This window comes from Nocardioides sp., from assembly GCF_044226765.1.
Taxonomy (GTDB): Bacteria; Actinomycetota; Actinomycetes; order Propionibacteriales; family Nocardioidaceae; genus Nocardioides.
This window is the reverse complement of sequence record NZ_JBGAGJ010000004.1, coordinates 185,268-199,695: the sequence shown is the minus strand read 5'-3', so window position 1 is coordinate 199,695 and position 14,428 is coordinate 185,268. Positions and strand designations below refer to the sequence as shown.

General features: G+C 73.9%; 15 protein-coding genes. 10 read left to right on the top strand and 5 right to left on the bottom strand.

Annotated features, from left to right (window positions below):
- Positions 1–3: 3 nt before the first annotated feature.
- Positions 4–1,263 (bottom strand): MFS transporter, encoded by a 1,260-nt coding sequence (locus tag ACILRH_RS11000; RefSeq protein ID WP_395693215.1) that lies wholly within the window; start codon positions 1,261–1,263, stop codon positions 4–6.
- 36 nt (positions 1,264–1,299) lie between these two features.
- On the opposite strand from ACILRH_RS11000, the gene ACILRH_RS10995 reads away from it, so the two are divergent.
- The 6 genes from ACILRH_RS10995 to ACILRH_RS10970 all read left to right on the top strand — a co-directional run bounded on the left by ACILRH_RS10995 (position 1,300) and on the right by ACILRH_RS10970 (position 7,865).
- A complete protein-coding gene (locus ACILRH_RS10995; RefSeq protein ID WP_395693214.1) occupies positions 1,300–2,316 on the top strand; it encodes an AMP-binding protein in 1,017 nt (338 codons plus the stop codon).
- On the top strand, positions 2,313–3,254 hold the full coding sequence (locus tag ACILRH_RS10990) for an o-succinylbenzoate synthase (RefSeq protein WP_395693212.1): 942 nt from the start codon (positions 2,313–2,315) through the stop codon (positions 3,252–3,254). Before ACILRH_RS10995 ends, ACILRH_RS10990 begins: the two co-directional genes overlap by 4 nt.
- Positions 3,251–4,813 carry a 2-succinyl-5-enolpyruvyl-6-hydroxy-3-cyclohexene-1-carboxylate synthase gene (menD, locus tag ACILRH_RS10985; RefSeq protein ID WP_395693211.1) on the top strand — a complete coding sequence of 521 codons (1,563 nt, stop codon included), beginning with the start codon at positions 3,251–3,253 and terminating at the stop codon, positions 4,811–4,813. The genes ACILRH_RS10990 and menD overlap by 4 nt, the downstream gene beginning before the upstream one ends.
- Positions 4,814–5,026: 213 nt before the next feature.
- On the top strand, positions 5,027–5,257 hold the full coding sequence (locus tag ACILRH_RS10980; protein WP_395693210.1) for a hypothetical protein: 231 nt from the start codon (positions 5,027–5,029) through the stop codon (positions 5,255–5,257).
- The gene (locus tag ACILRH_RS10975; protein ID WP_395693208.1) at positions 5,233–5,943 is read left to right on the top strand and encodes a helix-turn-helix domain-containing protein; all 711 of its coding nucleotides are present in this window, start codon (positions 5,233–5,235) and stop codon (positions 5,941–5,943) included. Before ACILRH_RS10980 ends, ACILRH_RS10975 begins: the two co-directional genes overlap by 25 nt.
- 56 nt (positions 5,944–5,999) lie before the next feature.
- Entirely contained in the window at positions 6,000–7,865 is a 1,866-nt protein-coding gene (locus ACILRH_RS10970; protein ID WP_395693207.1) for a Na+/H+ antiporter, read from the top strand.
- Between the two features lie 12 nt (positions 7,866–7,877).
- Here the strand turns inward: ACILRH_RS10970 and ACILRH_RS10965 are convergent, their stop codons facing one another.
- The gene (locus ACILRH_RS10965; protein ID WP_395693205.1) at positions 7,878–8,714 is read right to left on the bottom strand and encodes an SDR family oxidoreductase; all 837 of its coding nucleotides are present in this window, start codon (positions 8,712–8,714) and stop codon (positions 7,878–7,880) included.
- Positions 8,711–9,193 (bottom strand): GNAT family N-acetyltransferase, encoded by a 483-nt coding sequence (locus ACILRH_RS10960; RefSeq protein WP_395693203.1) that lies wholly within the window; start codon positions 9,191–9,193, stop codon positions 8,711–8,713. Before ACILRH_RS10960 ends, ACILRH_RS10965 begins: the two co-directional genes overlap by 4 nt.
- Before the next feature lie 31 nt (positions 9,194–9,224).
- Between ACILRH_RS10960 and ACILRH_RS10955 the strand changes: the two genes are divergently transcribed.
- Complete coding sequence (locus tag ACILRH_RS10955) at positions 9,225–9,860, top strand: MBL fold metallo-hydrolase (protein WP_395693202.1); 636 nt, start codon at positions 9,225–9,227, stop codon at positions 9,858–9,860.
- Positions 9,861–9,992: 132 nt separating this feature from the next.
- Here ACILRH_RS10955 and ACILRH_RS10950 read toward each other — a convergent pair whose 3' ends face one another.
- Entirely contained in the window at positions 9,993–11,219 is a 1,227-nt protein-coding gene (locus ACILRH_RS10950; protein WP_395693201.1) for an isochorismate synthase MenF, read from the bottom strand.
- Positions 11,220–11,283: 64 nt separating this feature from the next.
- Here ACILRH_RS10950 and ACILRH_RS10945 point away from each other — a divergent pair, with 64 nt between their 5' ends.
- Positions 11,284–11,916, top strand: coding sequence for a hypothetical protein (locus tag ACILRH_RS10945; protein WP_395693199.1), 633 nt, complete (start codon positions 11,284–11,286; stop codon positions 11,914–11,916).
- Positions 11,917–12,030: 114 nt separating this feature from the next.
- Here ACILRH_RS10945 and ACILRH_RS10940 read toward each other — a convergent pair whose 3' ends face one another.
- Positions 12,031–12,909 carry a peptidoglycan-binding protein gene (locus tag ACILRH_RS10940; RefSeq protein ID WP_395693197.1) on the bottom strand — a complete coding sequence of 293 codons (879 nt, stop codon included), beginning with the start codon at positions 12,907–12,909 and terminating at the stop codon, positions 12,031–12,033.
- A 129-nt stretch (positions 12,910–13,038) separates the two neighbouring features.
- On the opposite strand from ACILRH_RS10940, the gene ACILRH_RS10935 reads away from it, so the two are divergent.
- Both ACILRH_RS10935 and ACILRH_RS10930 read left to right on the top strand, forming a co-directional pair.
- Complete coding sequence (locus ACILRH_RS10935) at positions 13,039–13,728, top strand: demethylmenaquinone methyltransferase (protein ID WP_395693195.1); 690 nt, start codon at positions 13,039–13,041, stop codon at positions 13,726–13,728.
- 216 nt (positions 13,729–13,944) lie between these two features.
- Positions 13,945–14,304, top strand: a complete 360-nt coding sequence (locus tag ACILRH_RS10930; protein WP_395693193.1) for an NADH-quinone oxidoreductase subunit A — start codon at positions 13,945–13,947, stop codon at positions 14,302–14,304.
- Positions 14,305–14,428 lie beyond the last annotated feature (124 nt).

Sequence of the window (14,428 nt, the reverse complement as noted above, 5' to 3'; positions counted from 1 at the left end):
GATTCAAGCAGCCGTCGCCCGGTCCGCGCGCGCCAGGTAGCGCTCGGCGGCCCGTGCCGCGGGGCCCATCCCCAGCACGGCGAGCACGATGACGGAGGCGATGACGACCCAGCCGGTCGCCCCCCACTCGAGCGCGAGGTAGGTGAAGGCGGCCGGTGCCCACACGCTGCCGAGCGTGCCGCCGAGCTGCGACACGCCCTGGTACTCCCCGCGCCGGTCGGGGTCGGAGAGCTCGGACAGGAAGCCCCAGTGGCCGGCGGACTGGAAGAGCTCGGCACCGGTCACCGTCACGTGGCCGAGCCAGACCAGCACGATCGTGACCCAGCCGAGCGTGTCGTGGGTGACGAGCACGACGAAGCAGGACAGGACGAAGAAGGCGCCGCTGATCCGCGCCGCCCGCAGGGACGTCGCGACCGAGTTCACGCCTCGTGCCGCGGGCACCTGCAGCAGCACGGCGAGCACCGTGTTGGTCCCGAAGAGCCAGGCGAGCAGCACGTGGGGTGCGTCGGTCGCCTGCACCAGCCAGAGCGGGATGACGACGTTGAGGAGCACCTGGTTGGTGCCGAGGACCCCGTCGAGGACCGACAGCGACAAGAAGCCCCGGTTGCGCAGGGCACTGCCGGCGCTCGACCCGTCGGCCAGCGCCTTCTCCGCGGGGGACGCGACGACGCGGTCGTGCTCGGCGTCCGGGAGCTGGGTGATGAACGCGGCGTTGACGAACAGGATCGCCGCGGTGACCCAGGGCACCGCGCGCACGAGCGTGTCGCTGTCGAAGGCCAGGGCGAGGCCGCCGATCATCGCGCCGAGGGTGAAGCCGATGTTGAGTGCCGCCCGCATGAAGGCCAGCGACCGCACCCTCTCGTCGTGGGGGAAGACGTCGAGCGTGTAGGCGCCGCGGCCCGACCACCCCGCGTTGCCGACGACCTCGATCGCGACGGTCATCGCCAGGAATGCGGCGAAGCTGCCGATGAACGGCCAGACCAGGTAGAGCGCCGCGCCGACGAACGCCGAGGCGGCCCACTGCCGCCGCGGGCCGACCCGGTCGGCCAGCCGCCCGAGCGGCACGGCGAACGCGAAGGTGACCACGCCGGCGACGGTGAGCCCGAGCCCGACCTGAGCGGCGCTGAGCCCCACGATCTGGGTGAAGAAGACCGCGCTGCCGGTGATGAACGCACCCTCGCCGGTGGCGAACAGCACCGACTGGAGCGACAGCCGGCGTGCCAGCGGCGTCGGGGGCAGGAACCGGTCCAGACGGGTGGGCACCCGGGCATCCCATCACGCGTCGCTAGGGTCGGTCGCGTGGATAACGCCGTCCGTGCGGTCGCCGACTGGCTCGCCGCGGACGACCCCGCGCCCTGGGTCGTCGAGACGTCCGGGTCCACCGGAGTGCCGAAGCGGGTGCTGCTGCCCCGCGCGGCCGTCCTCGCGTCGGTCCGGGCCAGCGCCCGGCGGCTCGGGGCGTCCGGCCGCTGGCTGCTGGCGCTGCCGGCGTCGTACGTCGCCGGCCTGCAGGTCGTCTGCCGCTCGCTCGTCGCCGGGCACGAGCCGGTCCTGCTCGACGAGCACGCCGGCTTCGCTGCGGCGACCGACGCCCTGGGCGAGGTCGACCGGTTCGTCTCGCTCGTCCCCACCCAGCTGCACCGGCTCCTCGACACCGACGTGGCGGCGCTGCGCACCTTCCACACCGTGCTGCTCGGCGGCGGGCCGGTCGACCCGCGGCTTCGCGAACGCGCCCATGACGCCGGCGTCCACGTCGTGGCGACCTACGGATCGGCCGAGACCGCCGGCGGCTGCGTCTACGACGGGCTGCCCCTCGACGGCGTGGGTGTCGCGATCGGCGAGGACGGACGGGTGCGGATCGCGGGACCCACGCTCTTCGCCGGGTACGACGGCGACCCGGCCCGGACCGCCGAGGCGCTCGTCGACGGCTGGTTCCTGACCTCCGACGCTGGCCGTCTCGACGAGGACGGCCGGCTGCACGTGCTGGGCCGGCTCGACGACGTGGTGGTCACCGGTGGGGTGAACGTGCCCGCCCCGGCCGTCGCGGTGCGCCTGCGGGAGCACCCGGCGGTGGTGGCGGCGGAGGTCCTCGGGGTGCCGGACGGGGAGTGGGGCAACCGGGTCGTCGCCTTCGTCGTGGTCGCGACGGGCTCGACCACCGGGATCGGGCTCGACGAGGCCCGCGACTGGGTGGGCGCGGTCCACCCGCGATCGTGGGCGCCGCGGCAGCTGGTCCGCCTCGACGCGGTGCCGCTGCTCGACAACGGCAAGCCCGACCGGCTCGCGCTGCGAGCCCTGGTCGAGGAGCCGGCGTGAGGGTCTTCAGCCTGCCGATGCGCACCCGGTTCCGCGGCATCACCGTGCGCGAGGGTGTCCTGCTCGCAGGACCTGCCGGCTGGGGTGAGTGGAGCCCCTTCCTGGAGTACGACCCGGTCGTCGCGGAGCCGTGGCTCCGTTGCGCGGAGGAGGCGGCCGCCGGTGACTGGCCGGCGCCGGTGCGCCACACCGTCCCGGTCAACGTGACCGTGCCGGCGGTGGGGCCGGAGCAGGCGCACGCGATCGTCCGGGCCGGCGGCTGCCGGACCGCGAAGGTCAAGGTCGCCGAGCCCGGACAGGGGTTGGCCGACGACCAGGCCCGGCTCGAGGCGGTGCGCGACGCGATCGGTCCCGGAGGCCGGGTGCGCATCGACGTCAACGGCGGCTGGGACGTCGAGACGGCGGTCGCCCGCATCGCCGTCCTGGACCGGGCGGCGGGCGGCCTGGAGTACGTCGAGCAGCCGTGCGCGAGCGTCGAGGAGCTCGCCGCCTGCCGCCGTGCCGTCGAGGTGCCGGTCGCGGCTGACGAGTCGATCCGACGTGCCGCCGACCCCTACCGGGTGCGCGACCTCGAGGCCGCGGACGTCGCCGTGCTCAAGGTGCAGCCGCTGGGCGGGGTCCGTGCGTGCCTGCGGATCGCGGAGGACATCGGCCTGCCCGTCGTGGTGTCGTCGGCGCTGGAGAGCAGCGTCGGGATCGCCGCCGGCGTGGCCCTGGCCGCGGCGCTGCCCGAGCTGCCCTACGCCTGCGGCCTGGCCACGGTCCAGCTGCTGGGGCGCGACGTCGTCGCCGACCCGCTGCTGCCGGTCGAGGGCGCGCTACCCGTCCGGGTGCCCACGGTCGACGAGTCGTTGGTGGCGGCCGCGCCCGACCGGGTGGCGCACTGGGAGACCCGCCTCGCCGCGGTGCGTACCGTGCGGCAGGATCGGTCCTCGTGACGTCGACAGCCCTCGCCCGGTCCGTGCTGACCGCTCTGGTCGAGGCCGGCGTCACCGAGGTGGTGGTCTGCCCCGGGTCGCGCAACGCGCCGCTCTCGTTCGCCGCGTACGACGCCGCCGCAGCCGGCCTGGTCCGGCTGCACACCCGCATCGACGAGCGCAGCGCGGGGTTCCTCGGCCTCGGCCTGACCCGCAACGGGCGCCGCGCGGCCGTCGTGTGCACCTCCGGCACGGCGGTGGCCAACCTGCACCCGGCCGTCCTGGAGGCCGCCCACGCGGGCGTGGACCTCGTCGTCGTCACGGCGGACCGGCCGGCCCGGATGCGCGGCACCGGTGCCAACCAGACGACCGACCAGGTCGGCATCCTCGGGCCGCTGGTGCCCACCCAGGACGTCGCGGACCTGGACGTCCGGCAGGCCGGGCCGGTCCACGTCAACGTGCCGCTCGACGAGCCGCTGGTGCCCGAGGACCGCTGGGTGCCCGACGTCGTCCCCGGGACCCCGGTGGCGCGGGTCCGGCCCGCGGTCCACGTGACGATCCCGTCCGGGCCGCGCACCGTCGTCGTCGCCGGTGACGACGCCGGCCCGCCGGCGCGGGTCCTGGCCGAGAGCGCCGGCTGGCCGCTGCTGGCCGAGCCGTCCAGCGGCTCGCGCACGGGCGCCAACGCGATCCGCACCTACCGACTGCTGCTGGCCTCCCACCTCGGTGACCGGGTCGAGCGGGTCGTGGTCTGCGGCCACCCCACCCTGTCCCGCCCGGTCACCCGGCTGCTGTCACGTCCGGACGTCGAGGTCGTCGACACCCCGTCGTACGGCGTCTGGACGCAGCGGCCCTTCCCGGTCGCCGAGCGGCTGCCGGTGGTGCCGGCGGTGGACGCCCCCGACGACCCGGCGTGGCTGGCGGAGTGGCAGGCGGCCGACCGCGGCGTCGCCGCACGGCTCGACGCGCTGCTGGCCGCCGAGCCGGACCTGACCCCTCACGAGGTCGCGGGGGCCGTCGCCCGTGCGCTGCCCGAGGGGGGCCTGCTCGTCGTCGGCGCGTCCAGCCCGGTCCGCGACCTGGACCTGATGGTTCCGCGCTACCGCGTCGGCGCGCGCCGCAAGGTGCTCGCCAACCGGGGCCTGGCCGGCATCGACGGCACCGTCTCGACCGCGGTGGGCGCGGCGCTGGCCCGCCCGGCCAGCACGCGGGCGCTGGCGCTGATGGGTGACGTGACGTTCCTCCACGACGCCAACGGGCTGGTCATCGGGCCCGACGAGGCCGTCCCGGACCTGACGATCGTCGTCGTCAACGACGACGGCGGGTCGATCTTCACGATGCTCGAGCAGGGAGCGGTCGAGTACGCCGACCAGTACGAGCGGCTCTTCGGCACCCCGCACGGCGTCGACCTCGCCAGTCTCTGCGCGGCCACCCGCACCCCGCACCTGCGCGTCACCAGCCTGCCCGAGCTCGAGCAGGCGCTGGCCAGCCCGAACGGCGGCATCGAGGTCGTCGAGGCCGTCGTGCGCCGCGACAACCGCCGCGAGCTCGACGAGCGGATCCGCGCCCTGCGCCCCTGACCGGACTGCGACGGCGCACCCGTCGCTCCGGTCCTGCCGGCCGCGGCGCGCACCCGGGCGGTGCCGGGGGTGGGGCGGGGTCGTCAGGGGAAATGTGCAGGACACGCCGTTCCCCACCGGCGTGTCCTGCACACTTCCCCGGTCGACCGGGGAAACGAGCACCACCGCAACCACGATCAAGCACCCGGCGGCCGGGTGGCGCAGGATCGGCGCATGACCACGACCGCCGACACCGACCTGTTCGCCCGGTTCGTCGACGACCTCGCGGACGCCCTCGACGACCACGACCTGACCGGTGACGAGCGGGCCGCCCGGCTGCACTTCTCCCGCTACCACCTGGACCGGGTGGTGCGGGCGAGCGCGGGGGAGCCGCCGCAGGCGCTGCGGCGCCGGGTCCTCCTCGAGCGGGGGCGTACCGGATGGTCACGACCTCCGCGCCGCTGATCGACGTCGCGGTCGAGGCGGGCTACGGCTCGCACGAGGCGTTCACCCGCGCCTTCACCCGGGCGTACGGCGTCGCGCCGGCCGCCTGGCGTCGCAGGCCCGGCCACATCCAGCTCGCCGCACCGAGCGGCGTGCACTTCCACCCACCCGGCAGCCTCCGGCTGCCCTCACGCAACGAGGTGACCTCGATGGACCTGCTCACGAAGATGGTGGAGCACCACGTCTGGCTGACGGGGGAGATGATCCGCGTCGCGGGCCGGCTCTCCGACGAGCAGCTGGACCAGCCGATCGACCTCGACGTCGACGACGACGAGCAGACGATCCGCTCCCTGCTGTCCCGGCTGGTCGGCCAGATGGGCATGTGGAACGCCGCCCTGGCGACCCGCGACTACGACTGGTCGGTCGAGGAGCACGAGCCGCTCGACGCGATGCGCGACCGGCTCGCCGTCGAGGGGCCGGCGTACCTCGCCCACGTCCGCGACGTCGTCGAGCACGGCCGCCTCGACGAGACCTTCGTCGACGCCCTGTGCGAGCCGGCCGAGGTGTTCACCCACGGCGGGATGATCGCCCACGTCCTCACCTTCGCCGCCCACCGCCGCACCCTCGTCGCGCTCGCCCTGGCGAAGCACGGGGTGGACGAGCTCGGGTGGGGTGACCCGATGCGCTGGGTGGCCGCTCCGGCCTGAGGACACGGGGCGCGAGACGAAACGGGGCGGTCACCAGCGGCAGGGACAATGGCGCGGTGGAGATCGCCCTGTTCCTCGTCCTGCTCGCCGTCGGCGTGCTCGCCGGCGTGGTCGTCGCCGACCGGATCGGCGTCCCCGCGCCGCTCCTGCTCGTGGTCGCCGGCGTGGCCGCGTCGTTCCTGCCGTGGGTCCCGCAGGTCCACCTCGAGCCCGAGGTGGTGCTCCTGGGCCTGCTCCCACCGCTGCTCTACTCGACCGCGATCTCGTCGTCGCTGGTGGACTTCAACGCCAACCGCCGGTCGATCCTGCTGCTCTCCGTGGGGCTGGTGCTGTTCACCACCGCCGGCGTCGGCCTGCTCGTCCACGCGCTCGTCCCGGGCACGAGCTGGGCCATCGCCTTCGCGCTCGGGGCGGTGGTGGCGCCCCCGGACGCCGTCGCCGCGACGGCGATCGGCCGACGGGTGGGTCTCCCACGACGCGTCGTGACGATCCTCGAGGGCGAGTCACTGTTCAACGACGCCACGGCGCTGGTCTCCCTGCGCACCGCGATCGCCGCTGGTGGGGTCGGGATCGAGCTGTGGCGCGTCGGCTTCGACTTCCTGGTCGCCTCGGTCGGTGGCGTGCTGATCGGCGTGGCGGCGTTCTGGGTCGTTGCCCGGATGCGCCGTCGGATCACCGACCCGGTGCTCGACGTCGGCCTCTCCTTCGTCATCCCCTTCGCCTGCTTCCTGCTCGCCGAGGAGCTGCACTCGTCGGGCGTGGTGGCGGTGGTCGTCGCCGGCCTGCTGCTCGGCCACAAGGCGCCGATCCTGCAGACCGCGCAGTCGCGGATCGCCGAGCGGATCAACTGGCGCACGATCGCGTTCCTGCTCGAGAACACCGTGTTCGCGCTGATCGGCCTGCAGGCTCAGTGGATCCTGCAGGACCTCGCCGACAGCACCCTCTCGGGCGGCCGCATCGTCACGGTCTGCCTCGCCACCCTGGTCGCGGTGATCGTGCTGCGGATGGTCTGGATGTTCGGCGCCCGCTACCTGCTGGTGCGGCCCGGCCCCGACCCCGTCACCGGCCAGCGCCCGCCGTGGTCCTTCACCTTCCTCCTCGGCTGGGCGGGGATGCGTGGCGTCGTCACCCTGGCGGCGGCCTTCGTGATCCCCGAGAGGACCGACCACCGCGAGGTGCTGCTGATGGTCGCGTTCACCGTCGTGGCCGGGACGCTGCTGATCCAGGGACTGTCGCTGCCGTGGTTCGCCCGCCGGCTGCACGTGCCCTCGCCCGACCCGCTCGACGACGCGCTCGCCCGGGCGACCCTGCTCCAGCAGGCGTCCAAGGCGGCGCTCGACGAGCTGGAGAAGATCGAGTACGACGACCACACCGGCGTGTGCGACCTGATCCGCCAGCGTCTCGACCAGCGCAACTTCGCCGCGTGGGAGCGGCTCGGGACCACCGCGGACGAGGAGTCCCCGGCTGCGCTCTACTACCGGGTCCGCAGCCAGATGATCGACGCCGAGCGGCGGCGGATCCTGGAGATCCGGCGGTCCGGCAACGTCGCCTCCGACGTCATCGCCGACGTCCTCGCCAGCCTCGACGTCGAGGAGTCGATGCTCGACAACGCCCAGCAGGAGCGGGACGAGACGGCGTCGTACGCCCGCCGCCGCTGGACGATCGGCGAGAAGTGCGCGGACCTGGAGCGCTACCCGACGGTCGACGATGAGCCGGCCACGGCCTGCCAGGCGTGTCTCGACGAGGGCACCCGCTGGGTGGCGCTGCGGCGCTGCCTGGAGTGCGGCAACGTCGCCTGCTGCGACTCCTCGCCGCGTCAGCACGCCACCCGGCACTTCCACGAGACCCAGCACCCGGTCATGCAGTCCGCCGAGCCCGGCGAGGACTGGCGCTGGTGCTACGTGCACCACCTCACGGCCTGACCGCCGTCCGGGTCAGCCGGCCAGGGCCTGCTCGAGCGTGCGGGGCGGGTGCCCGGCCAGCCGCCCGACGTGGTCGGTCACGTCCGCGACCGCGCCGTCGCGGATGGCGGTGTAGGTGCTGACCCACGCGTCGAGCTGCCACTGCTCGGCGCCGTACCTCTCCCGCCGCCACGCGTACGCCGCCTCCTCCGTCTCGTCCTCGAACCGCAGGTCGCGCCCGAGCACGGTGCCGGCCCGCGCCGCCACCTCCGCGAGCGTGAGCGCCTCCGGGCCCGTGAGCGTGTACGTCGCTCCCGCGTGGTCGCCGGGGGAGCGCAGCACCGCGGCGGCACAGTCGGCGACGTCGGCGCGGGCGACCGGGGCCACGCGGCCCTCGCCCGCGGGCCCGCGGATCACGCCGCGGTCGTCGGCGAAGAACGGCAGCACGTCCGCGTAGAAGTTGTCGCGCAGGAAGGTGAAGCCCATCCCGCTCCTGCGCAGGGCGGCCTCGGTGTCCGCGTGGTCCCGGCCGAGGGTGAACGTGGCGTCGGGCGCCGCCCCGGCGAACGACGTGTAGACCACGTAGCGCACCCCGGCCTCGGCCGCGGCGCCGACGACCGTGCGGTGCTGCTGCCGGCGGTCCGCCGACTCCGACGCGGACACCAGGAACAGGGTGTCGACCCCGCGCAGGGCGCTGCGCGCGGCGGCGAGGTCCGCGTAGTCGCACACGCGCACGTCGGTGTCGATGTCGGGGGCTCGTGCCGGGTCACGCACCAGCAGCCGCAGGTCGGTGCGGAAGTCGTCGGAGAGGGCGCGGGCGACCAGCCCGCCCACCGCCCCACTGGCGCCGGTCACGGCGATCACGGTCATGTCCGCACCATCCTGATCTCGACGGCGTCCAGGTCGGCGTAGCGTTCGCGCGCCCCGTCCGGCGCGAACCCGTTGCGGCGGTAGAAGGCCTGCGCGCGGGCGTTGGCCTCGAGCACCCAGAGCGAGCAGCCCCCGGCCGGACGGACCGCCTCCCACAGCGCCTGGCCGAGGCCGGTGCCCCACCAGGAGGCGCGGGTGTAGAGGGCGTAGAGCTCCGAGGGGGTCGCCGGCTCCTCGTCGCGGCACGGTCCCGCGACCGCGAACCCGACCAGCTCGCCGTCGGCCTCGGCCAGCAACCGTGGCGGTCCCGACGCCAGCTGGCGCGACCAGGCCGCGACCCAGCGGTCGGTGTCGGCCAGCCGCTCCTCGAGCAGCCGCGCGTCGACGTACGGACCGTAGGACTCGCGCCAGCACGCCGCGTGCATCGCGGCGCCGGCCTCGGCGTCGGCGGGCGCGGCGGGTCGGAGCGTCGGTGTCACCTCGTCATCGTAGGGAGGGCATCGTAGGGGCATGCGGATCACCAAGCTGGGCCACGCCTGCGTCCGGATCGAGCACGACGGCACGACGGTCGTCATCGATCCCGGCGTGTTCACCGACCCGTCCGCCGTCGACGGCGTCGACGCCGTGCTGGTCACGCACGAGCACCCGGACCACTACCTCGCGGCGCATCTGGAGGCGGCCGACGCCCCGGTCTTCACGATCGAGGCGGTCGCGGCGAAGATCCGCGAGGACGCGCCCGCGGTCGCCGAGCGGCTCACGGTGGTGAGGCCGGGTGAGTCGTTCGACGCCGGCCTGCCGGTGCGCGCGGTGGGCGAGCTGCACGCCGTCATCCACCCCGAGTTCCCGCGCATCACCAACAGCGGGTACGTCGTCGACGCCGGCGGCACGCGGGTCTACCACCCCGGCGACGCGCTCACCGGGCCCGGGGAGGAGGTCGACGTCCTGCTGTGCCCGGTCTCGGCGCCGTGGCTGAAGGCCTCCGAGGCGATCGAGTTCGCCCGCGCGGTCCGCGCGCCGCGCAACCTGGCGATCCACGACCGCGTCTACAGCGAGGCCGGCCTCGGCATCATCGACGCCCACATGAACGCGTTCCTGCCGAAGGACGGCCTGGAGTACGCCCGCCTCGCCGACGGCGCCGACCTGTAGGTCGGCTCGCCGGCGCCCGGTCAGGCTCTTCCTGTCAGGCGTTGCAACCCCCGACAACGTCCGGAAGAGCCTGACAACCCCGGATGAATCCCCGGTCAGCCGGGGATTCATCCACCCCCCAACGACCGACCCTCAGCCGGCGGTGAGCGCGTCCCGGACGGGGACGAACTTGGCCTGGGCCTCGGCGAGCTCGGCCTCGGGGTCGGAGTCGGCGACGATGCCGCAGCCGGCGAAGAGCCGCACGGTGGAGCCCGAGATCGCCGCGGAGCGCAGCGCGATCCCCCACTCGCCGTCGCCGGAGGCGTCCATCCAGCCGACCGGGCCGGCGTAGCGGTCGCGGGCCATGCCCTCGATCTCCGTGATCAGGTCGGTGGCCGTGCCGGTCGGCGTGCCGCCGACGGCGGCCGAGGGGTGCAGCGCCTCGGCGAGCTGGAGCGAGGAGACCGTGGCGGCGTCGTGGACGACGCCGGCGACGTCGGTCGCGAGGTGCATGACGTTGGGCAGGTGCAGGACGAACGGGGCCTCGGGCACGTTCATCGAGGAGCAGTGCGGCTCCAGCGCGTCGGCGACCGAGCGCACGGCGTACTCGTGCTCCTCGAGGTCCTTCGACGAGCGGGCCAGGGTGGCGGCCAGCGCCAGGTCGCGGTCGTCGTCGCCGGTGCGCCGGATGGTGCCGGCGAGGACCCGCGAGGTGACCAGGCCGCGCTCGCGGCGCACGAGCATCTCGGGCGTCGCGCCGAACATCCCGTCGACGTGGAAGGTCCAGCACATCGGGTAGACCTCGCTGAGGCGGTGCAGCGGCCACCGCACGTCGATCGGCTCGTCCGTGGTGGCGACCAGGTCCCGGGCCAGCACCACCTTCTCGAGGTCGCCGCGGTTGATCCGCTCGACCGCGTCGGCGACGACCGACATCCACTGCTCGCCGTTGAGGGAGCCGTCGGCGAACGACACGCCCACCGGGGCGGCGGGGGGCTCGGCCGCCGCGAGCTCGGGCACGGCGACCTCGCCGACCGTCGTGACCCAGGCGACGTCACCGCGCCGGCCGACGACGACCTGCGGCACCACCAGGGTCGAGTCACCCGGCTCGTCGGCGAACGCGAAGGTGCCGAACGAGACCAGGCCGGTGCCCGGCTCGCCCACCTCGTCGTCCACCACGGCGCGCGCGGTCGTCTCGCTCCACCACTTCGCGGCGTCGGCGAAGCGCGTGTGGCCGGTGGTCCGCACCTGTGCCGCGACGCCCCAACCCACGAGGCCGTCTCCACGGCGCAGCCACGACACGGGTCGGTCGGCCGGCACCAAGTCGAGGAGCCGTGTGGCCCCGTCGAGGTCGAGGCGCACGGTGCGGACGGTGAGCGTCACGAGCCGAAGCGTACTCACGACCCCCTGCGGGACCCTCCTCGGCGGGCGAGTAGCGTCGCGGGACGTGAGCTCCTCCACCTCCAGCAGCCGCACCTCCACCTGGGTCGGGATCGCCGTCGGCGTGGTCCTGCTCGCCCTGGTCGGGCTCTTCGCCATCGGGCTGCCCAAGGTCGCGAAGGCCGACGCGAGCGAGGAGGTAGAGCTGGTGCTGCCCGACACGCTGCCCGGCGGCTACGCCGCCGCGGACGACCCGGACTCGTTCGCCGACGGCGAGCTCGCGGCGCAGGCCGAGGCGATCGCCACGCAGCAGGCCGCGAGCACCGAGTACGGCAACACGGTGCTGCCGAAGGTGCTCGGCACCCCAGCGGTGACCCGCAGCTACGTCGTCGACGGCACCCAGGCCGTCTTCGTCCAGGTGTTCCGGTCCGCCGGCGGAGCCTTCGCCCCCGGCGTGCTGACCGACCCCACGACGACGAACGGCGCCGGCGGGACCACGATGGAGAAGGTCGGCGACGGGGCCTGCATCCTCACCTACGGGCAGAGCGCCGACGGCAGCGCCGCCGAGCCCTCCGACAGCCAGTGCCAGGTCACCTCGGGCGACCTCACGGTGCAGATCCAGTCCAGCGGCGTCCCGGCGAAGGACCTCGTCACGGTGGCCGACGGGATCCTCGCGGACCTCTCGCCCGACGCCTCCTGAGCCCTGAGGGCGTCGCTCAGCCTCGATACACCGGTCGCGACCTCCTCCGTCGGTCGCGCGGCTACTCGACCTGGCGCCGGGTCCCCGGTCCTCGCACGCTCAGACCGGGGGCGCTCAGGACCAGTAGACGACGACCGAGTCCCCGACGCGGACCTGGTCGTAGAGATGCTGCAGCCCGTCGTAGTCCCGGACGTTGACGCACCCGTGCGAGGCGCCGGCGTAGCCGACCGTGGCGAAGTCGGAGGAGTAGTGCACCGCCTGGCCACCGGAGAAGAACATCGACAGCGGCATCGAGGAGCCGTAGAGCCGAGACACGTGGTCGGCGTCCTTGAGGTAGACGTGGAACAGGCCCTCGCGGGTCGGGGTGGTGGAGGCGCCGAACCGCACGTCCAGGGTCTGCAGCACGTGGCCGTCGACCACCCACCGCAGGGTCCGGCTGGTCTTGTCGACGCAGAGCACCCGCCCGGTGCGGCAGCGGGGGTCGAGCGCCCCCGGCCGGTTGCCGAGGTTGTGCAGCTCCGCGTCGGTCGGCGCGGTCGTCATCGCGTGGAGCCGGTCGAGCGTGCGCTGGTCGACGACCCCGGTCACCGGGATCTCGCGCTTGCCCTGGAAGCCTCGGACGGCGGTCGTGGTGACGTCGCCGTAGTTCCCGGTCACGTCGGCGGTGAACCAGGCGATCTGCTTCAGCCGCGCCTGCAGGTCGCGCACCTGGTCGCCCTGGTCGCCGGGTCCGAGCAGCCGCGGTCCCGGGGTCAGGGACGGGGTGGGCTTCGGCGTCGGCTTCGGCGTGGCGGTCCGCGTCGGGGTCGGCGTAGGCGTGGGCCGCGCGCTCGGCGTGACGGGGTGGGCAGAGGGCGTCGTCGCGGTGCCGGTGCCCCGGCCGCCGGCCGTCGGCTCGGCGGCGTCGTCCTTCGCGGCGTAGCCGGTCAGGAAGGAGGCGCCGACGAGCAGGGCCGCGACGGCAGCGACGATCACGAGGCGACGGATCAGCATGAGGGCACTCCCGGGGAAGGGTGGAGGTTCCGGACACGAGGGTGACGCCTGGGCGGGGCGTTCGGTTGCACCCGATCCGGCGCGCCCCGGCTCCGTGACCAACCCGTTACGCGAAGTAGTCTCTGCGCCGTGGTCCGTGCCGAGCTCGACAAGCAGCCCTCCGACGTCCGCCGCATGTTCGACGCGGTGGCGAAGAGGTACGACGTCACCAACGACGTCCTCTCGCTCGGTCAGGACCGGCGCTGGCGCCGCGAGGTGATCGCCGCCGTCGACCCGCGGCCGGGGGAGCGGGTGCTCGACCTCGCCGCGGGCACCGGGACGTCGAGCCAGCCGTTCGCCGACCGGGGCGCGGAGGTCGTCCCGTGCGACTTCTCGCTGGGGATGCTCCAGGTCGGCAAGAGGTCGCTCCCGCACCTGCCGTTCACCGCGGGCGACGGCACCGCGCTGCCGTTCGCGGACGGGACCTTCGACGCCGTGACGATCTCCTTCGGGCTGCGCAACATCGTGGACCCGCTCGCCGGGCTGCGGGAGCTGCGCCGGGTGACGCGACCGGGAGGACGGCTGGTCGTGTGCGAGTTCAGCCACCCGACCTGGCCGGTCTTCCGCACCGTCTACCTGGAGTACCTGATGCGTGCGCTGCCGCCGATCGCGCGCGCGGTCTCCTCGTCGCCGGATGCCTACGTCTACCTCGCCGAGTCGATCCGCGCGTGGCCCGACCAGGCCGGTCTCGCGACCATGCTGGCCGACGCCGGCTGGCAGCAGCCCGAGTGGCGCGACCTGTCCGGCGGCATCGTGGCGCTCCACCGCGCCACCCGGTGACCGCGCCGGGGCGGACGCCGATTTAGAGCACGTCCTCGTGCCCAAAAACCCGCAGGTCAGGCCGGATTTTCGGTCACCGGGAGTCGTCTCCCCCGAGCACCCGCCCCCCGCGTGCGCGGGCGCGGAGCGAGTGGTTAGATGTGCGACGGACCACTTCGTGATTCCGTTCACAAGGTCACAATCGACGCTCTGAGGACTGCTCGGAAGAGGCGAGGAATGCAGCTCTACACGCCCGTGCTGGCGCTGGCCGCCCTGGCGGCCGCGTTCGCGATCTTCTCGGTGATCATGAGCTCGCTCGTCGGGCCGCGCCGCTACAACCGCGCTCGGCTCGACTCCTACGAGTGCGGCATCGAGCCCACGCCGCAGCCGGTCGGCGGCGGCCGGTTCCCGGTGAAGTACTACATCACCGCGATGCTGTTCATCGTCTTCGACGTCGAGATCATCTTCCTGTACCCGTTCGCGGTGTACTTCGACTCGCTGCGGCTCTTCGGCCTGGCCGAGATGGTCGTGTTCATCGTCACCGTCTTCTTCGCGTACGCGTACGTATGGAAGCGCGGTGGCCTCGAGTGGGACTGACGATCGCGATGTCCGCGCCCTGCCGGCGTTCTCCTCGGTCGACGGCCGCTCCGCTGCGCTCCGCAAGAAGGCCGCCTTCCCTCGTCGGCCTTGGCATGACACGAACCTCGCGACCCTCAGCTGG